The organism is Streptomyces durocortorensis, from assembly GCF_016901035.1.
Taxonomy (GTDB): domain Bacteria; phylum Actinomycetota; class Actinomycetes; order Streptomycetales; family Streptomycetaceae; genus Streptomyces; species Streptomyces durocortorensis.
Genome location: NZ_JAFEUF010000091.1, coordinates 11,739 through 26,313, shown reverse-complemented (window position 1 = coordinate 26,313; position 14,575 = coordinate 11,739). Strand labels below are relative to the sequence as shown.

Below are 14,575 nucleotides of genomic sequence, written 5' to 3'. Positions count from 1 at the left end.
CGCCGACACACCTCACCCGCATCCCCAGACTCCCCCGACTCCCGCGATTCCCCCGCCTGCCGGGCCCAGGGCTGTCGTCCGCGCTGCTCGGCGCCACCGCGCTGGAGCTGTTCGTCCTCGCCGGGCACGTGATCGCCTACCCCTTCGGCCTCACCCCCGAGCGGGTCCGGGCCACGTCCGCCACACCCGCCACGCCCACCGACCTGCCGGTCAAGGCATCCGCCGCGCCGCCCGTCGTCCTGCTGCACGGCTTCATCGACAACCGTTCCGTGTTCCTCGTCCTGCGCCGCGTGCTGACCCGGCAGGGCCGCCGCCACCTGGAATCCCTCAACTACTCGCCGCTGACCCGCGACATCCGCACCGCGGCCGAACTGCTCGGACGGCATGTGGAGGAGATCTGCGCGCGCACCGGGCACGGCCGGGTCGACATCGTCGGGCACAGCCTCGGCGGCCTGATCGCCCGGTACTACGTACAGCGGCTCGGCGGCGACCGGCGGGTGCGCACCCTGGTGACGCTGGGAACCCCGCACGGCGGCACCGCCGTCGCCCCCGGGGCGGGCGTTCACCCCATCGTGCGGCAGATGCGCGGCGGTTCCTCGGTGATCGAGGAGCTGCGCGGCCCCGCCCCCGGCTGCCGGACCCGGTTCGTGAGCTTCTGGAGCGAGTTGGACCAGGTGATGGTCCCCGTCGAGACGGCGTGCGTCGTCCATCCCGACCTCGACGCGGTGAACGTACGCGTCACCGGTATCGGACACCTCGCGCTGCCCGTGCACCCGACGGTGGCCGCCGCGATCCGCGAGGCGATCGAGGCGGAGGAGACGGACGAGACGGACGAGACGGCGGTGGAGGACGCCACCCCCTCCACCGGCGCGACTTCCGTGGCCTGAAATAGAACAACACTCGAACGTAGGGCCAAGGCTGCGTCTGCCGTCCACCGAAAGACGGCCGATTGCCCGTTTCCTGCGAACGCAAAACCTGTCGAAGATTGTCGTCCTCACATACCGCCGGGTACAGTCGCGGCCACTGCTTCCCCCTGGGACACCCCTGACCGGGATCCAGAACAGTCCTGCTGCCGAGGCGAGAGAGACGTTGGTGAACGACCAGCACCCCCACGCCGAGCACGTCGGGTACGACGACCGACCGACCGGCAGCTTCGACACCGACCCGCTGTTCGGCTCCCTTCCGGGCGGCCACGCCACCGGCTACGACGCGGGTCACCCCGCCGCCGGTTACGGCGACAGCGCCTACGGCGAAGGCACTTACGGCGCCGGCTTCGACACCGCGTACGCGACCGGGCAGCCGGACCACAGCGGCTCGTACGACTCCTCCGCGTGGAACACCGGCGGACAGCAGACGCTCACCTACGACGGCTACGCCGCCCAGGAGCACGCCCCGCAGCAGGCCCACCAGCAGTGGGACACCTCCGGGGCCTGGCAGCAGGTCGCCGACCAGGACCTGACCGGCCAGTGGGCGACCGCCGACACCGGCGCGTTCCCCACCACCGGCTTCCCCGCCGCCCCGCACGGCACGGACGCCCCGTACGCCACGGAGACGTTCACCGCGGAGGCGTACGGCACGGAGACGTACGGCACCGGGTCCTACGGGACGACGGATGGCTACGAGACCGGTACGTACCCGGTGGGCACCGCGTACGGAACCGGCGGCGCCTACGGCACGGACGCCTACGAGACCGGGGCGTATCCGGTCGGCGCGTACGGCACGGAGCCCGCCGCCGCCGACACCGGGACGTACGCCTCCACCGCCTTCACCACCGGCGCCTACGGCACGGGTACGTACGACACGGGCGCCTACGACGCGACCGCCTGGAACTCCGGCGCCACGCCCGGGGACACCGCGTACGAATCCGAACAGACGTCGTACCCGCTGTACGAACAGCAGCCGGCCGACATGACGGCTCCCGAGGGGCCTGCCGAGGGGGACGGCACGGCCGGTGAACCGGTGACCGACGCGTCCTCCACCGCTCAGTTCGATGCCCTCTCCCACGACTTCGCGCCGGACACCGCGCCGGACGTCACACCGGAGCCGGACGCCGGGGACGACGACATCCCCGCCGCGCACTCCGTGAGCCGCACCGCGGTCCGTGCCCCCGCCCCGCGCAACCGGGCCCGCCGCCGTACCCCCGCCAAGCGCTCCGCGCTGCTGACCGTCGCGGTGCCCTCCGCCTGCGTGATGAGCGTCGCGGGCATCGCGGCCGCCTCGGTCGGCGGGATGCCCGGCGGCGAGGAGAAGGCGGAGGAGACGACCACCTCGCTGGCGGTCGCCGACCCGAGCACGGTCAAGGCCGTCGCCGCCAACAACCGGCTGGACAGCCAGCTGGAGCAGCTCTCCGAGGGCAGCGACGACTTCCGTGAGCGCGCGAGCCGCACCCAGGAGCGCATCGACCTGCGGGAGCGGCAGGCGGCGGACAAGAAGAAGCGCGAGGAGGAGGCCGCACGCAAGGAGGCGCTGCGCCCCAAGTTCGTCCTGCCGGTCAAGCAGCACGGGCTCTCCGCCTACTACGGCCAGGCGGGCGTCAACTGGATGTCCGTGCACTCGGGCATCGACTTCCCCGTCTCGTACGGCACTCCGGTGATGGCCGCGACCGACGGCACGGTGCGCACCCAGCTGAACAGCGCCTACGGGGTCATGGCGATCGTGACCGCCGCCGACGGCACCGAGACCTGGTACTGCCACCTCAGCAGCACCAAGATCCGCTCGGGCCCGGTGAAGGCCGGCGACGTCATCGCGTACTCCGGGAACTCGGGCAACTCCACCGGCCCGCACCTGCACTTCGAGGTCCGGCCCGGCGGCGGCGCGGCGATCGACCCGCTGGTGTGGCTGCGCAGCAAGGGTCTCAACCCGGCCTGACGGAACGGCGGAAGAGCGTGCACACGAGTGAGGGGGAAGGGCTTCGGCCCCCCCCCCTCACTCGTGTCCTAGAGCTTCTCGACCGGCGCGTACCGCAGGAGCAGCTTCTTCGGGCGTTCGTCGCCGAAGTCGACCGTGGCCTTGGCCTGGTCGCCGGCGCCCTCGACGGCCGTCACCGTGCCCAGACCGAACTGGTCGTGGGTGACCCGGTCCCCGACCGCCAGGGAGACGGTCGGCTTCTCCGCGCCGCGCCGGGTCGCGAAGCCCGAGGGGCCGGTGCGGGAGCGGGAGGAGGACAGCGAGGACGTGATGCCGGAGGTGGGTCCGGCGGGGGCGGCCATCGGGCCCTTGCGCTTCCAGTCCAGGTGCGCTTCCGGGATCTCCTCCAGGAACCGCGAGGGCGGGTTGTACGAGGGCTGGCCCCAGGCGCTGCGCATCGCGGCCCGGGTCAGGTAGAGCCGCTCGCGGGCGCGGGTGATGCCGACGTACGCCAGCCGGCGCTCCTCCTCCAGCTCCTTGGTCTGGCCGAGGGCGCGCATGTGCGGGAAGACGCCGTCCTCCAGGCCGGTGAGGAAGACGACGGGGAACTCCAGGCCCTTCGCCGTGTGCAGGGTCATCAGCGTGATGACGCCGGAGCCGTCCTCGTCCTCGTCGGGGATCTGGTCGGAGTCGGCGACGAGCGCGACCTTCTCCAGGAACTCCGCGAGTGTGCCCGCGCCCTCCTCCTCTCCGCGTTCCTGCTCGAATTCGAGGGCGACGGCGGCGAGTTCCTGGAGGTTCTCGATCCGGGTCTCGTCCTGCGGGTCGGTGGAGGCCTGGAGCTCGGCGAGATAGCCCGTGCGCTCCAGGACGGCTTCGAGCACCACGGCGGGTCCGGCGCCGGACTCGACGATCGTGCGCAGCTCCTCCATCAGCGTGTTGAAGCGCTTGACGGCGTTGGAGGAGCGGGCGGCCATGCCGTACGCCTCGTCGACGCGGCGCAGCGCCTGCGGGAAGGAGATCTTCTCGCGCATCGACAGGGCGTCGATCATGGCTTCGGCGCGGTCGCCGATGCCGCGCTTGGGGACGTTGAGGATGCGGCGGAGCGGGACGGTGTCCTCGGGGTTGGCGAGGACCCGGAGGTAGGCCAGGACGTCCCGGACCTCCTTGCGCTCGTAGAAGCGCACGCCGCCGACGACCTTGTAGGGCAGGCCGACGCGGATGAAGATCTCTTCGAAGACACGGGACTGGGCGTTGGTGCGGTAGAAGACGGCGACGTCGCCGGCCTTGGCGTCGCCCGCGTCGGTGAGCCGGTCGATCTCGTCGGCGACGAACTGCGCCTCGTCGTGCTCGGTGTCGGCGACATAGCCGGTGATACGGGCGCCGGAGCCGGCGTTGGTCCAGAGGTTCTTGGGGCGGCGGCTCTCGTTGCGCTCGATGACGGCGTTGGCGGCGGAGAGGATCGTCTGCGTGGAGCGGTAGTTCTGCTCCAGCAGGATCGTCGTCGCGCTCGGGTAGTCCTCCTCGAACTGGAGGATGTTGCGGATGGTCGCGCCCCGGAAGGCGTAGATCGACTGGTCCGCGTCACCGACCACGCACAGCTCGGCGGGGGCGTCGTTCTCGCCCGCCGGGCCGACCAGCTCACGGACCAGCGTGTACTGGGCGTGGTTGGTGTCCTGGTACTCGTCGACCAGGACGTGACGGAAGCGGCGGCGGTAGTGCTCGGCGACGTCCGGGAAGGCCTGGAGGAGGTGGACCGTCGTCATGATGATGTCGTCGAAGTCCAGGGCGTTGGCCTCGCGCAGGCGGGCCTGGTAGAGCGCGTACGCCTGGGCGAGGGTCTTCTCGAACCCGTCCGCTGCCTGTCCGGCAAAGGTCTCCTCGTCGATGAGCTCGTTCTTGAGGTTGGAGACCTTGGCGGTGAAGGACTTCGGCGGGTAGCGCTTGGGGTCGAGGTCCAGATCGCGGCAGACCAGGGCCATCAGCCGCTTGGAGTCGGCGGCGTCGTAGATCGAGAACGACGAGGTGAAGCCGAGCTTCTTCGACTCACGGCGCAGGATGCGGACGCACGCGCTGTGGAAGGTCATGACCCACATCGCGTTGGCGCGCGGGCCCACGAGCTGCTCGACGCGCTCCTTCATCTCGCCCGCGGCCTTGTTGGTGAAGGTGATCGCGAGGATCTGCCCGGGGTGCGTGCCGCGCTCGGCCAGCAGGTGGGCGATGCGGTGGGTGAGCACCCGGGTCTTGCCGGAGCCGGCCCCGGCGACGATGAGCAGCGGGGATCCGGCGTGCACGACGGCGGCGCGCTGCTCGGTGTTGAGCCCGTCGAGCAGCGCGGCGGAGTCGATCACCGGGCGCGGGTGACCGTCCCGGTAGTACCCGTCCCGGGGCGGCGGGGGTGCGTCGTAGACGCCCTCGAAGAGTCCCTCCGGCACCGCTTCGGGCGCGTGGTCCTCGGGGGGCGGCGGGGGGCCGTCCTCCGCGGGCTGGAGGCCGGTCAGGAAGTTGTCGTCAAAGAGGCTGCTCATCGCCTCCCGAGTCTAGGCGGCCGGACTGACAACGTTCGGCCGAAGGCCGGAAGGGGTGGTTCCCACTCGTACACACGGAGAGCGGACGTCCACGTTCCGTGAAGGAGTGCCCGGTGGGAGGGGTTGCGGGCGGCCCGATCCGGAAAGGTCACGAAAATGTATCGGGCATATCGCTCATCGTCCTTCCCAGCGGTGGGGCGCTTTGGCTAGCGTGCTCGGTCAGGTGATCCGTACCTCCCTGAGGCGAACCGCGCCTAACGGGCACCTCTGCCGAATCCGTCCTGCCCTCCTGGCCGTTCGGAACCGGGGACCCACACGCAGAACCGGGGTGAATCGGTCCGTGCCCTCGCGTCCGGACCGTAGGACAGCCTTCCGTTCCGTCCGAACCCGACAGCTAACCCGGTAGGCGGTCCACGGAAGGAGATGCCGGTCTTGGCATCGCATCGCAAGCCGCGCACGAAGGTGCGCACCACCACCCCTGCCGTCGGGCTGACGACGGCCGCGCTGGCCTCGGTGACGCTGCTCTCCACGCAGAGCGCCACGGCGGCGCCCGCGGAGCCGAAGCCCGCCATCGAGGACGTACAGCAGAAGGTCGACGCCCTGTACCGGCAGGCGGGCACCGCGACCCAGGAGTACAACCGGGCCAAGTCCGCCTCCGCCTCGCAGCAGAAGAAGGTCGACACGCTGCTCTCGGACGTGGCGAAGCGGACCGAGAAGATCAACGAGGCGCGCCGGGCGCTGGGCTCCTACGCGGCGGCCCAGTACCGCAGCGGCGGCATCGCGCCCACGGCGACGTTCTTCCTGGCGGACGATCCGCAGGGGTACTTCGACCAGAGCCGGCTGATGGACCGGGCGACGGAGCGGCAGCAGAAGGCCGTGAGCGAGTTCCGTGCGCAGCAGGCGTCGGCGGCGAAGAAGCGCGCGGAGGCGGTGAAGAGCCTGGAGACCCTCACGGAGACCCAGGCCACGCTCTCCTCCAGCAAGAAGGACGTGCAGGCCAAGCTCACCGAGGCCCGGGGCCTGCTCTCCCGGCTGACCGCCGAGGAGAAGGCGCGGCTGGCGGAGCTGGAGCGCAAGAAGGAGGCCGAGGCCAAGGAGAAGGCGGCGAAGCTGGCCGCCCGCCAGGCCGCCGAGGCGAAGGAGAAGGCCGAGGCCGAGGAGAAGGCCCGCGAGGAGGCCGCGAAGGAGTCCGGCGGCGGTTCGGGCTCCGGATCGGGATCGGGATCCGGTACGGGGACGGGTTCGGGCTCCGGCGCGGGCAGCAGTTACGCCGCAAAGGCGGAGAAGGTGCTGGCCTTCGCCCGCGCCCAGATCGGGAAGCCGTACGTGTGGGGCGCGTCGGGACCGTCCTCGTACGACTGCTCGGGGCTGACGCAGGCGGCCTGGCGCGAGGCGGGCGTGACACTGCCCCGGACGACCTGGGACCAGGTCGAGGTCGGCACCCGGGTCGCCACGTCCGACCTCCAGCCCGGGGACCTGGTCTTCTTCTACGACGACATCAGCCACGTCGGCATCTACAAGGGCGACGGGATGATGATCCACGCCCCGAAGCCGGGTGCGAACGTGCGCGAGGAGTCGATCTACTACATGCCGATCTACGGGAGCGTGCGCCCGGCGTGACACAGGTCGGGGGCGGCCGGCGGCCGGCCGTCCCCGAAAGGTTCAGGTCCGGACTCAGGTCCAGACCGTGGCGATGAAGATGTTGACGACCGTCAGCCCGCCGACCGCCATGAAGGCGCCCTTGTCGACCTTCTCCTCGTCGCGCTTGACGTAGACGAGGGCGAGGATCACGACCAGCAGCGCCAGCTTGATGCCGATCTTGACGTTGTTCACGGCCTGGTCGTCGGCCTGGTTGCGCCCGACGAGGGCGATGCCGGTGACGAGCATGGTCAGGGCCCCGTGGAGCATGGCCGGGCCGAAGCGGGCGGTGCCCTCCCCCACGGCCTTCATCTGCGTCAGGAAGCCGCCCAGCAGAGAGGCGATGCCGATGATGTGCAGGGCGACGACAACATTGATGAGTACGTCCATGGCTCGGGAGCCTAGCCATGGCCAAGGTTTTACTTTTCAGTGAGGCAAGCCTTCCTCGGCGCTTCGATCATCAGTGACCGGCGAAACGTCACATCAGGGCAATAGCTGTCATGGCGCCTCTTTTCTCCGCGCCGGGATTAGCGTCCATCCCGGACCCGCCGCCATCCCCGGCGGGCAGCCGACAGGAAGGATGCCGCCCCCGTGGCAGCGCACCGCAGGTCAGCTCACCGAAAACCCAAGCAGCGCCCGCTCACCGGCCCTGCTGCCCGCACCGCCGCCACCCTGGCGCTCGCCGGGGCCGCCACAGCCGGTTCGGTCACCGGGGCGGGCGCGGCTCCCGCCGAACCGGCCCCCACCACCGCCCAGGTCAAGGCGAAGGTCGACCGGCTCTACCACGACGCCGAGGTCGCCACCGAGAAGTACAACGGGGCGAAGGAGAAGGCGGACGCCGCCACCCGCACCGTCGACGCCCTGACCGACGAGGCCGCCCGCCGCACCGACCGCCTCAACACCGCCCGGCACGCGCTCGGTTCGCTGGCCACCGCGCAGTACCGTTCCGGCACCCTGGATCCGGCCCTGCAACTGGCGCTCTCCTCCGATCCCGACGCCTATCTGGAACGCGCCTCCTACCTCGACCGGGCGGGCGACCGGCAGAGCGGCCTGCTGCGGAACATCAAGCGGCAGGTCTCCCAGATCACCGGCGTCAAGGCCCGCGCCGACCGGGAGACCGAACGCCTCGCCGCCCGCCGCGCCGAACTGCACGAGCACCGCAGCGCGATCCGCACCAAGCTGGCCGACGCCCGGAAGCTGCTGGACACCCTGACCGCCGCCGAACGCGCCGACTTCGAGCGCACCGCCGACGCCCGGCACGGCGGCGGCCCGGCCCACGCCGACCGCTCCACCGCCCGCAGCGGCCCGGTCTCGGCCCCCAACTCCCGCGCCGGGCAGGCCATCGCCTTCGCCCACGGCGCGATCGGCAAGCCGTACGTCTGGGGCGCGACCGGCCCGAACGCCTTCGACTGCTCCGGCCTGACCCAGGCGGCCTGGAAGGCGGCGGGCGTCAGCCTGCCCCGCACCACCTACACCCAGATCAACGCCGGACAGCGGATCCCGCGCTCCCAACTGGCCCCCGGCGACCTGGTGTTCTTCTACTCCGGGATCAGCCATGTCGGCCTCTACATCGGCGGCGGCCAGATGATCCACGCCCCGCGCCCGGGAGCACCGGTGCGCATCGCGCCGATCGACCAGATGCCGTTCGCCGGAGCGACCCGGGTCGCGTAACGGCGGGCTCCAGGGCCGGTGAGCAGGCCTCAGACCAGCCGTCGCGCCGTCGCCCAGCGCGTCAGCTCGTGCCGGTTGGAGAGCTGGAGCTTCCGCAGCACCGCCGAGACGTGCGACTCGACCGTCTTCACCGAGATGAACAGCTGCTTGGCGATCTCCTTGTACGCGTAGCCGCGCGCGATCAGCCGCAGCACCTCGCGCTCGCGCTGGGTGAGGCGGTCCAGGTCCTCGTCGACCGGTGGGGCGTCCGTGGAGGCGAAGGCGTCCAGGACGAAGCCGGCCAGGCGGGGCGAGAAGACCGCGTCGCCCTCCTGGACCCGGAAGATCGAGTCGACCAGGTCGGTGCCGGTGATCGTCTTGGTGACGTAGCCCCGCGCGCCGCCCCGGATCACGCCGATGACGTCCTCGGCCGCGTCCGAGACGGACAGCGCGAGGAAGCGGACCGCGTTCTCCGCCGTGCCCATCATGGGGGCGCAGCGGCGCAGCACCTCGACGCCGCCGCCGCCCGGGAGGTGGACGTCGAGGAGGACGACCTCGGGGCGGGTCGCGGTGATGACGGTGACCGCCTGGTCGACGTCGGCGGCCTCGCCGACGACCTCGACGCCGGTCTCCTCGGTGCGGCCGATCTCGGCCTGCACCCCGGTGCGGAACATCCGGTGGTCGTCGACGAGCACGACCCGTACCCGTCGCTCCGGGCCCCCGGTGGCTTCGGTGTTCTCGGTCATTCGCTCGCCCTCTCCATCTCCAGCTCGACCTCGGTGCCCCCGCCGGGCACCGAACGCAGCCGGGCGCTCCCGCCGTTGCGCTGCATCCGGCCGATGATTGATTCTCGTACGCCCATGCGGTCCCCGGGAACCTCGTCCAGGTCGAATCCCGGACCCCGGTCCCGTACGGACACGAAGACCGTACGGCCCTCGACCTCCGCGAAGACCTGCACCGCCCCGCCCTCGCCACCGTACTTGGCGGCGTTCACCATCGCCTCGCGCGCGGCCTGCATCTGTGCGGACAGCTTCTCGTCGAGGGGGCAGTCGCCGACCACGACGACCTCCAGGGGGACGCCGTGCTTGTCCTCGACCTCGGCGGCGGCTCGCTTCACCGCCTCGGCCAGGGTCTCCGGTTCGTCGTCCTCGTCCTTGCCGGTGCCCTCGGGGTTGTAGAGCCAGTTGCGCAGCTCGCGTTCCTGGGCGCGGGCGAGGCGTCTGACCTCGCCGCCGTCGTCCGCGTTGCGCTGGATCAGGGTGAGGGTGTGCAGCACGGAGTCGTGGACGTGGGCGGCGACCTCGGCCCGCTCCTGGGCGCGGATGCGCATCAGGCGCTCCTCGGAGAGGTCCTGGGTCATCCGCACCAGATAGGGGCCGGCGAGCAGGGCGATGCCGGTGAGTACGGCGATGGCGGCGGTGAGGACGTTGCCGAGCTGGGCGGCCGAGCCCCGGACGACGAGGAAGACCGCGAGGCCGAGGCCGACGAGGGCGACTCCGGCGAGGCCGCGGGCCAGGTGCAGCAGCTTGCGGTTGCGGCCGGTCTCCATCCAGCGGGCGCGGCGCGCGTTGTCCGCCTGCCGCCAGACCAGGACGGAGCCCGCGCCGATGAGGAGGGTGGGCCAGATATAGCGGTCGGCCTCGCTGCCCATGTCGACGTTGAGGACGAACACGACGGCCCCGACGGTCAGCGCGACCAGTGCGAAGACCTGCCCCTTGTCCGGTTTACGGAGCTTGCGGCGGCCGTCCGCCGAGGTCTCGAACAGCGAGCGCGGGGCGTCGACGCCGCCGACGCCGAGCGGGACGACGATCCAGAACACCGCGTAGAGCACCGCACCGAGGCCGTCCGTGAAGAACAGCCCGAGGAAGAGGAACCGCACCCACGCCACCGGCAGCCCGAGGTGCCCGGCGAGCCCGCGCGCGACCCCACCGAGCAGCCGGCCGTCGGCGCTGCGGTAGAGCTTGCGCAGCGGCGGCTCCTCCGGGTCGGCGGCGAGGGAGCTGGCGGCTCGGGCGGTGGCGGCTGGCATACCCCGATCGTCACACGCGCGGGCGCGGGGCGGCATCAGGGTCGGCCCCCGAAGTGACCCTGAGGCTGTCCCCCGCGCAGGGGGTGGTGTCGGCCCCCCTTCCGTACGGACCGGTTCCTGACCTCCCACCCCGCGCGCCCCACTCCCCTACCCGCCCGGCTCGCGCGCACGGACTCCCCCGGCGCCCGTACGGCCCGGCTTCCTCACCGCCCGCCCGGCCCTTCCGGGGTCGGTTCCGGCAATATCAGGGACCGTCCAGGGTCGGTGCGAGCCCCGGCGGGCGGTCGGGGCCGTCACCATGGAGGCATGACCGCTCCCTCCAACGCCGCTCCCGGCGTCGCGCCCCCCGAAGCGCCGAAGCCGACGCTGCGGCGCACCCCGCGGCAGAAGGTCGTCGCCGGGGTGTGCGGCGGGCTCGGCCGGTACTGCGACGTGGATCCGGTGATCTTCCGGATCGTGCTCGGTGTGCTGTCGGCGACCGGGGGCATCGGGCTGATCTTCTACGGCTTCGCCTGGCTGCTGCTGCCCGCGGACGGCGACGACGAGAACGAGGCGCGCAAGCTGCTGTCGGGGCGGGTCGACGGGGCGTCCCTGGTGGCGCTGCTGCTGGCGCTGATCGGCTGCGGGCTGTTCCTGTCGATGCTGCACAACCGGAGCATGCTGGCGTTCGCCGCACTGCTGACGCTCGCCGTCGTCGGCTTCTCCGTGTGGACGCAGTCCCGGCGGACGGCGGCCCCGGAGGACCCGACGGTCCCGCCCGGCGCACCCGCGCCCCCGCCCGGCCCCGCGCACACCGGCGGGCTCGGCACCCCGCCGCCGGAGGTCAAGGCCCCGCCGACCCCGGGCAGTCCGTCGTGGTGGCGGGATCCGATCGTCAAGGACGGCACCACGGGGCCGGTCGGCCCCGGCTACCTCTGGGGCCCGCCGGGCACGGACGTCGACGCGGCGCGCGCCGGGGTGAAGGCCGGGCGGCCCACTCCGGACGCCCCGTTCCGGACGCCGCAGCCCTCGCCGGTGCCGCGCGGTCCGCGCTCCATCGGCGGCCCGGTCTTCCTGACAGCGCTGGTGGCGGGCGGCCTCGGCACCGGGCTGAGCTGGGAGCACCAGCCGCTGGGCACCGCCCTCCAGATCGGTCTGGTCGCGGCTCTCGCCGTCTTCGGACTCGGCCTGCTGATCGCGTCGCTGCTGGGGCGGACCGGCTTCGGCACGGTCTTCATGGCGATGGTCACGGCGGGCCTGCTGGCGGGCGCGGCGGTGCTGCCGAAGGACATCGACACCTCGTGGGCCCGCCAGGAGTGGCGGCCCGCGTCGGTGGCCGCCGTCCAGCCGCGCTACGAACTGAGCACGGGCGACGCCCGGCTGGACCTGTCCGGTCTGAAGGTGCCGAAGGGCGAGACCGTGCGCACGGGGCTCGATGTGGCGGCGGGGCGGGCCGCCGTCGTCGTCCCGGAGAACGTGACGGTGAAGGTGCGCGCCGAGGCGGACCTCGGGGAGATCCGGCTGGAGGAGGGGCAGCGGGTCCAGGTCCGGATCAACAACAACGAGTCGACCGAGCGGACGCTGCCGCCGCCGAAGGGCGCGCAGCCCGCCGGCACGATCGAACTGGTACTGGAAGTGGGCATCGGACAGGTGGAGGTCACCCGTGCTGCGTCATGAATTCCGGCCCGGCAGGGCCGTGGCGGGCCTGGTGATGCTGGGTCTGGCCGCCGGGTACGCGGCCGATGCGGCCGGGGCCTGGGAGGTCCCGTGGACGTTCTTCCTGCCGCTGTTCCTCGGCGGCCTGTGGCTGGCCGCGACGGTGACCTGGGCCGCCTACATGGTGCGGCGGCGGCGCGCGGCGAGGAAGGCGTCGGCGGAGAACAGCGGGGCCCCGGCGAGCACCAGCGGCAGCCACGCCATCAAGTAGGGCAGGTCGTTGCCGTAGTAGTACGGGGTGGCCTGCCAGCTCACGGTCAGCCAGAGGCTCAGCGAGATCAGCGCGCCGCCGAGCGCCGCGAGCCGGGCCCAGAGGCCGACGAGGGTGCCGAGGCCGACGAGGAGTTCGCCGATCGCGATGGCGTAACCGAAGCCCTCGGGGCTCTTGAGCGCCAGGTCGACGAGGGCGGGGATCGCGGAGGAGTCCCGCACCCCGCGCATCATCTCGCCGATGGACCCGGCGCCGTCCGCGGACAGGAACGCGCTGTCGGTGAGCTTGTCCAGGCCCGCGTAGACGAAGGTGACGCCGAGGAAGATCCGCAGCGGCAGCAGGGCGTACGTGCCCGCCTGCTCCCTCAGCGTCCTTCGCTCGCCCAGCCCGTACGAACCCCGGTCGCCGAAACCGTTCATCACCGCTGCCCCACTTCCCGATGTCCCGTCACTTCGACCATACGTACGCCTTCGGCGCGCCGCTCACCAGGGTTGCGGAGCAGATCGGCAGAAGTGAGCGGGATCAGTCCGTGACGTCGATGGGGCAGCGGTCGGTCTCCACCCCGGCGGCGGTGACGACCTGGACGTCCACGGTCCCCGGTTCGACCTCGACCGGGACGGGCACGGTGAGGACGGTGTCGGTGGGGTTGGAGAAGCCCCCGGCGACCGGGATCAGCGGGACGTGCACATGGACGGTCCCTATCCGCACGACGAGCCGGGCCAGCCGGTCGGGGGTGCCCGCGCCGGGCGGTACGAAGCCCGCGCCCCGGATCTCGATGTCGTCGCCGGTCCGGATCGCCCCGTCCAGGTCCCCGGCCTCCCGGGCCCGGACGACGGACAGCACGACGGGCCGGCCGTCCTCCGCGTACTTCCCGGCGAAGTAGGTCGCCGCCGAGACGGCCACCAGCAGCGCGAGCCCCCACGGCAGGTCGGGCAGCTGCTCGGGGCGGCGGGCCAGGCGGACCCCGGCGAACAGCACGGCGACGGCGCTGACCAGCACGTACTGCACATCGGTGAACGACCCGCGTCCGGCGTCGTCGGTGAGCAGGTCGGCGGCGCGCGGCCGGTCCGCGCGCAGCTTCTGGAGCCGTCGGCCCAGCACCCGTACGGTCACGACGCGGCGCACGACGACGGCGACCGCGGACACCAGCGCCAGCACGGCCACGACCCCGGCGGAGCGCACGAGGTCGAGCCCCTCGATCAGCGCGTCCCGCTCGTCCGGGTCGGAGGCCCCGGCCAGTTGCAGCGCGAGGACGAGGACGGCGAAGACGGCGAGCAGCACCCAGGAGGCGGCGACCGTACGGGAGGTGGAGAGCCGGTTGTCCTCGCCGATCAGCGGAGCGAGGAGGCCGCCCCGGGCGCGGTGGAGGCGGGCGGCGGCGGTGAGCAGTCCGGCCGTGACGAGGGCGGCGAGCAGTCCGGCGGTGCGGGCGGTGGACCAGCCGGCCCCGATCGCGGTGGCGCAGGTCCCGAGGAGGAGCGCCCCGACCGCACCCCAGACGACGTACAGCGTGGACCGCCAGACCTGGTGCGGCCAGGCGTCACCGGCCTCCCGGGCCCGTTCGGCGACGGTGCGGGCGGACCCGGTCAGCTCGTCGGAGACCCACTGCCGGGAGGCGGACGGGGACTGGGCGACCCCGGCGGGCAGCCCGTTGCCGGCGGCGAGTTCGTCGCGCTTGGCGAGGAACGCGGCGACCGCGTTCCGGTGTCCGCGGCGCGCTCCGTGCGGGCAGTCGCCGCAGGTACAGCCGCCGCTGTGCGTGCCGCTCGTCCTGGTTTCGTCCAACGCCACGGAGGATTACGCCCTTTCCCGCCCCGGTACAGCCAACTCACTTGCGATATCAGCGAATTGTGCCGTACGGGGCGAGCGGGCCGCGCGGGGGGGGGGGCCGGGGGGGGGGGGGGGGGGGGCGGCGGGGGGGGGGGGGGCCCCCAAGGGGGGGGTTTTTTTAAGCCCCCCCGGGCGCGGGCGGGGGGG

At 72.3% G+C, this 14,575-nt stretch carries 12 protein-coding genes and 1 riboswitch; of the genes, 6 read left to right on the top strand and 6 right to left on the bottom strand.

What is annotated here, in order from left to right; translation table 11 throughout:
• Positions 1-20: 20 nt before the first annotated feature.
• Positions 21-887: an esterase/lipase family protein gene (locus JS521_RS18675; RefSeq protein WP_205084113.1), complete on the top strand. Its 867-nt coding sequence runs from the start codon at positions 21-23 to the stop codon at positions 885-887.
• 205 nt (positions 888-1,092) lie between these two features.
• Positions 1,093-2,868 carry a M23 family metallopeptidase gene (locus JS521_RS18670; protein ID WP_205084112.1) on the top strand — a complete coding sequence of 592 codons (1,776 nt, stop codon included), beginning with the start codon at positions 1,093-1,095 and terminating at the stop codon, positions 2,866-2,868.
• Positions 2,869-2,936: 68 nt separating this feature from the next.
• On the opposite strand, the gene pcrA is transcribed toward JS521_RS18670, so the two are convergent.
• Complete coding sequence (pcrA, locus tag JS521_RS18665) at positions 2,937-5,375, bottom strand: DNA helicase PcrA (protein ID WP_205084111.1); 2,439 nt, start codon at positions 5,373-5,375, stop codon at positions 2,937-2,939.
• Positions 5,376-5,633: 258 nt separating this feature from the next.
• Positions 5,634-5,800: riboswitch (cyclic di-AMP (ydaO/yuaA leader) on the top strand.
• A gap of 7 nt (positions 5,801-5,807) precedes the next feature.
• Here pcrA and JS521_RS18660 point away from each other — a divergent pair.
• Entirely contained in the window at positions 5,808-6,995 is a 1,188-nt protein-coding gene (locus JS521_RS18660) for a C40 family peptidase (protein ID WP_205084110.1), read from the top strand.
• Between the two features lie 54 nt (positions 6,996-7,049).
• On the opposite strand, the gene JS521_RS18655 is transcribed toward JS521_RS18660, so the two are convergent.
• Positions 7,050-7,403, bottom strand: coding sequence for a hypothetical protein (locus tag JS521_RS18655; protein WP_205084109.1), 354 nt, complete (start codon positions 7,401-7,403; stop codon positions 7,050-7,052).
• Between the two features lie 201 nt (positions 7,404-7,604).
• Between JS521_RS18655 and JS521_RS18650 the strand changes: the two genes are divergently transcribed.
• A complete protein-coding gene (locus tag JS521_RS18650; protein ID WP_205084108.1) occupies positions 7,605-8,684 on the top strand; it encodes a C40 family peptidase in 1,080 nt (359 codons plus the stop codon).
• A gap of 29 nt (positions 8,685-8,713) precedes the next feature.
• Here the strand turns inward: JS521_RS18650 and JS521_RS18645 are convergent, their stop codons facing one another.
• Together JS521_RS18645 and JS521_RS18640 are read right to left on the bottom strand one after the other, a co-directional pair.
• On the bottom strand, positions 8,714-9,409 hold the full coding sequence (locus JS521_RS18645; protein ID WP_205084107.1) for a LuxR C-terminal-related transcriptional regulator: 696 nt from the start codon (positions 9,407-9,409) through the stop codon (positions 8,714-8,716).
• Positions 9,406-10,692, bottom strand: coding sequence for an ATP-binding protein (locus JS521_RS18640; protein ID WP_205084106.1), 1,287 nt, complete (start codon positions 10,690-10,692; stop codon positions 9,406-9,408). Before JS521_RS18640 ends, JS521_RS18645 begins: the two co-directional genes overlap by 4 nt.
• Positions 10,693-10,998: 306 nt before the next feature.
• On the opposite strand from JS521_RS18640, the gene JS521_RS18635 reads away from it, so the two are divergent.
• Both JS521_RS18635 and JS521_RS18630 read left to right on the top strand, forming a co-directional pair.
• Entirely contained in the window at positions 10,999-12,348 is a 1,350-nt protein-coding gene (locus tag JS521_RS18635; protein ID WP_205084105.1) for a PspC domain-containing protein, read from the top strand.
• Positions 12,335-12,598, top strand: coding sequence for a hypothetical protein (locus JS521_RS18630; RefSeq protein ID WP_205084104.1), 264 nt, complete (start codon positions 12,335-12,337; stop codon positions 12,596-12,598). The genes JS521_RS18635 and JS521_RS18630 overlap by 14 nt, the downstream gene beginning before the upstream one ends.
• Here JS521_RS18630 and JS521_RS18625 read toward each other — a convergent pair.
• Together JS521_RS18625 and JS521_RS18620 are read right to left on the bottom strand one after the other, a co-directional pair.
• Entirely contained in the window at positions 12,505-13,017 is a 513-nt protein-coding gene (locus tag JS521_RS18625) for a DoxX family protein (RefSeq protein ID WP_205084103.1), read from the bottom strand. The genes JS521_RS18630 and JS521_RS18625 overlap by 94 nt on opposite strands.
• A 103-nt stretch (positions 13,018-13,120) precedes the next feature.
• Positions 13,121-14,389 carry a hypothetical protein gene (locus JS521_RS18620; protein WP_205084102.1) on the bottom strand — a complete coding sequence of 423 codons (1,269 nt, stop codon included), beginning with the start codon at positions 14,387-14,389 and terminating at the stop codon, positions 13,121-13,123.
• Between the last annotated feature and the right edge of the window lie 186 nt (positions 14,390-14,575).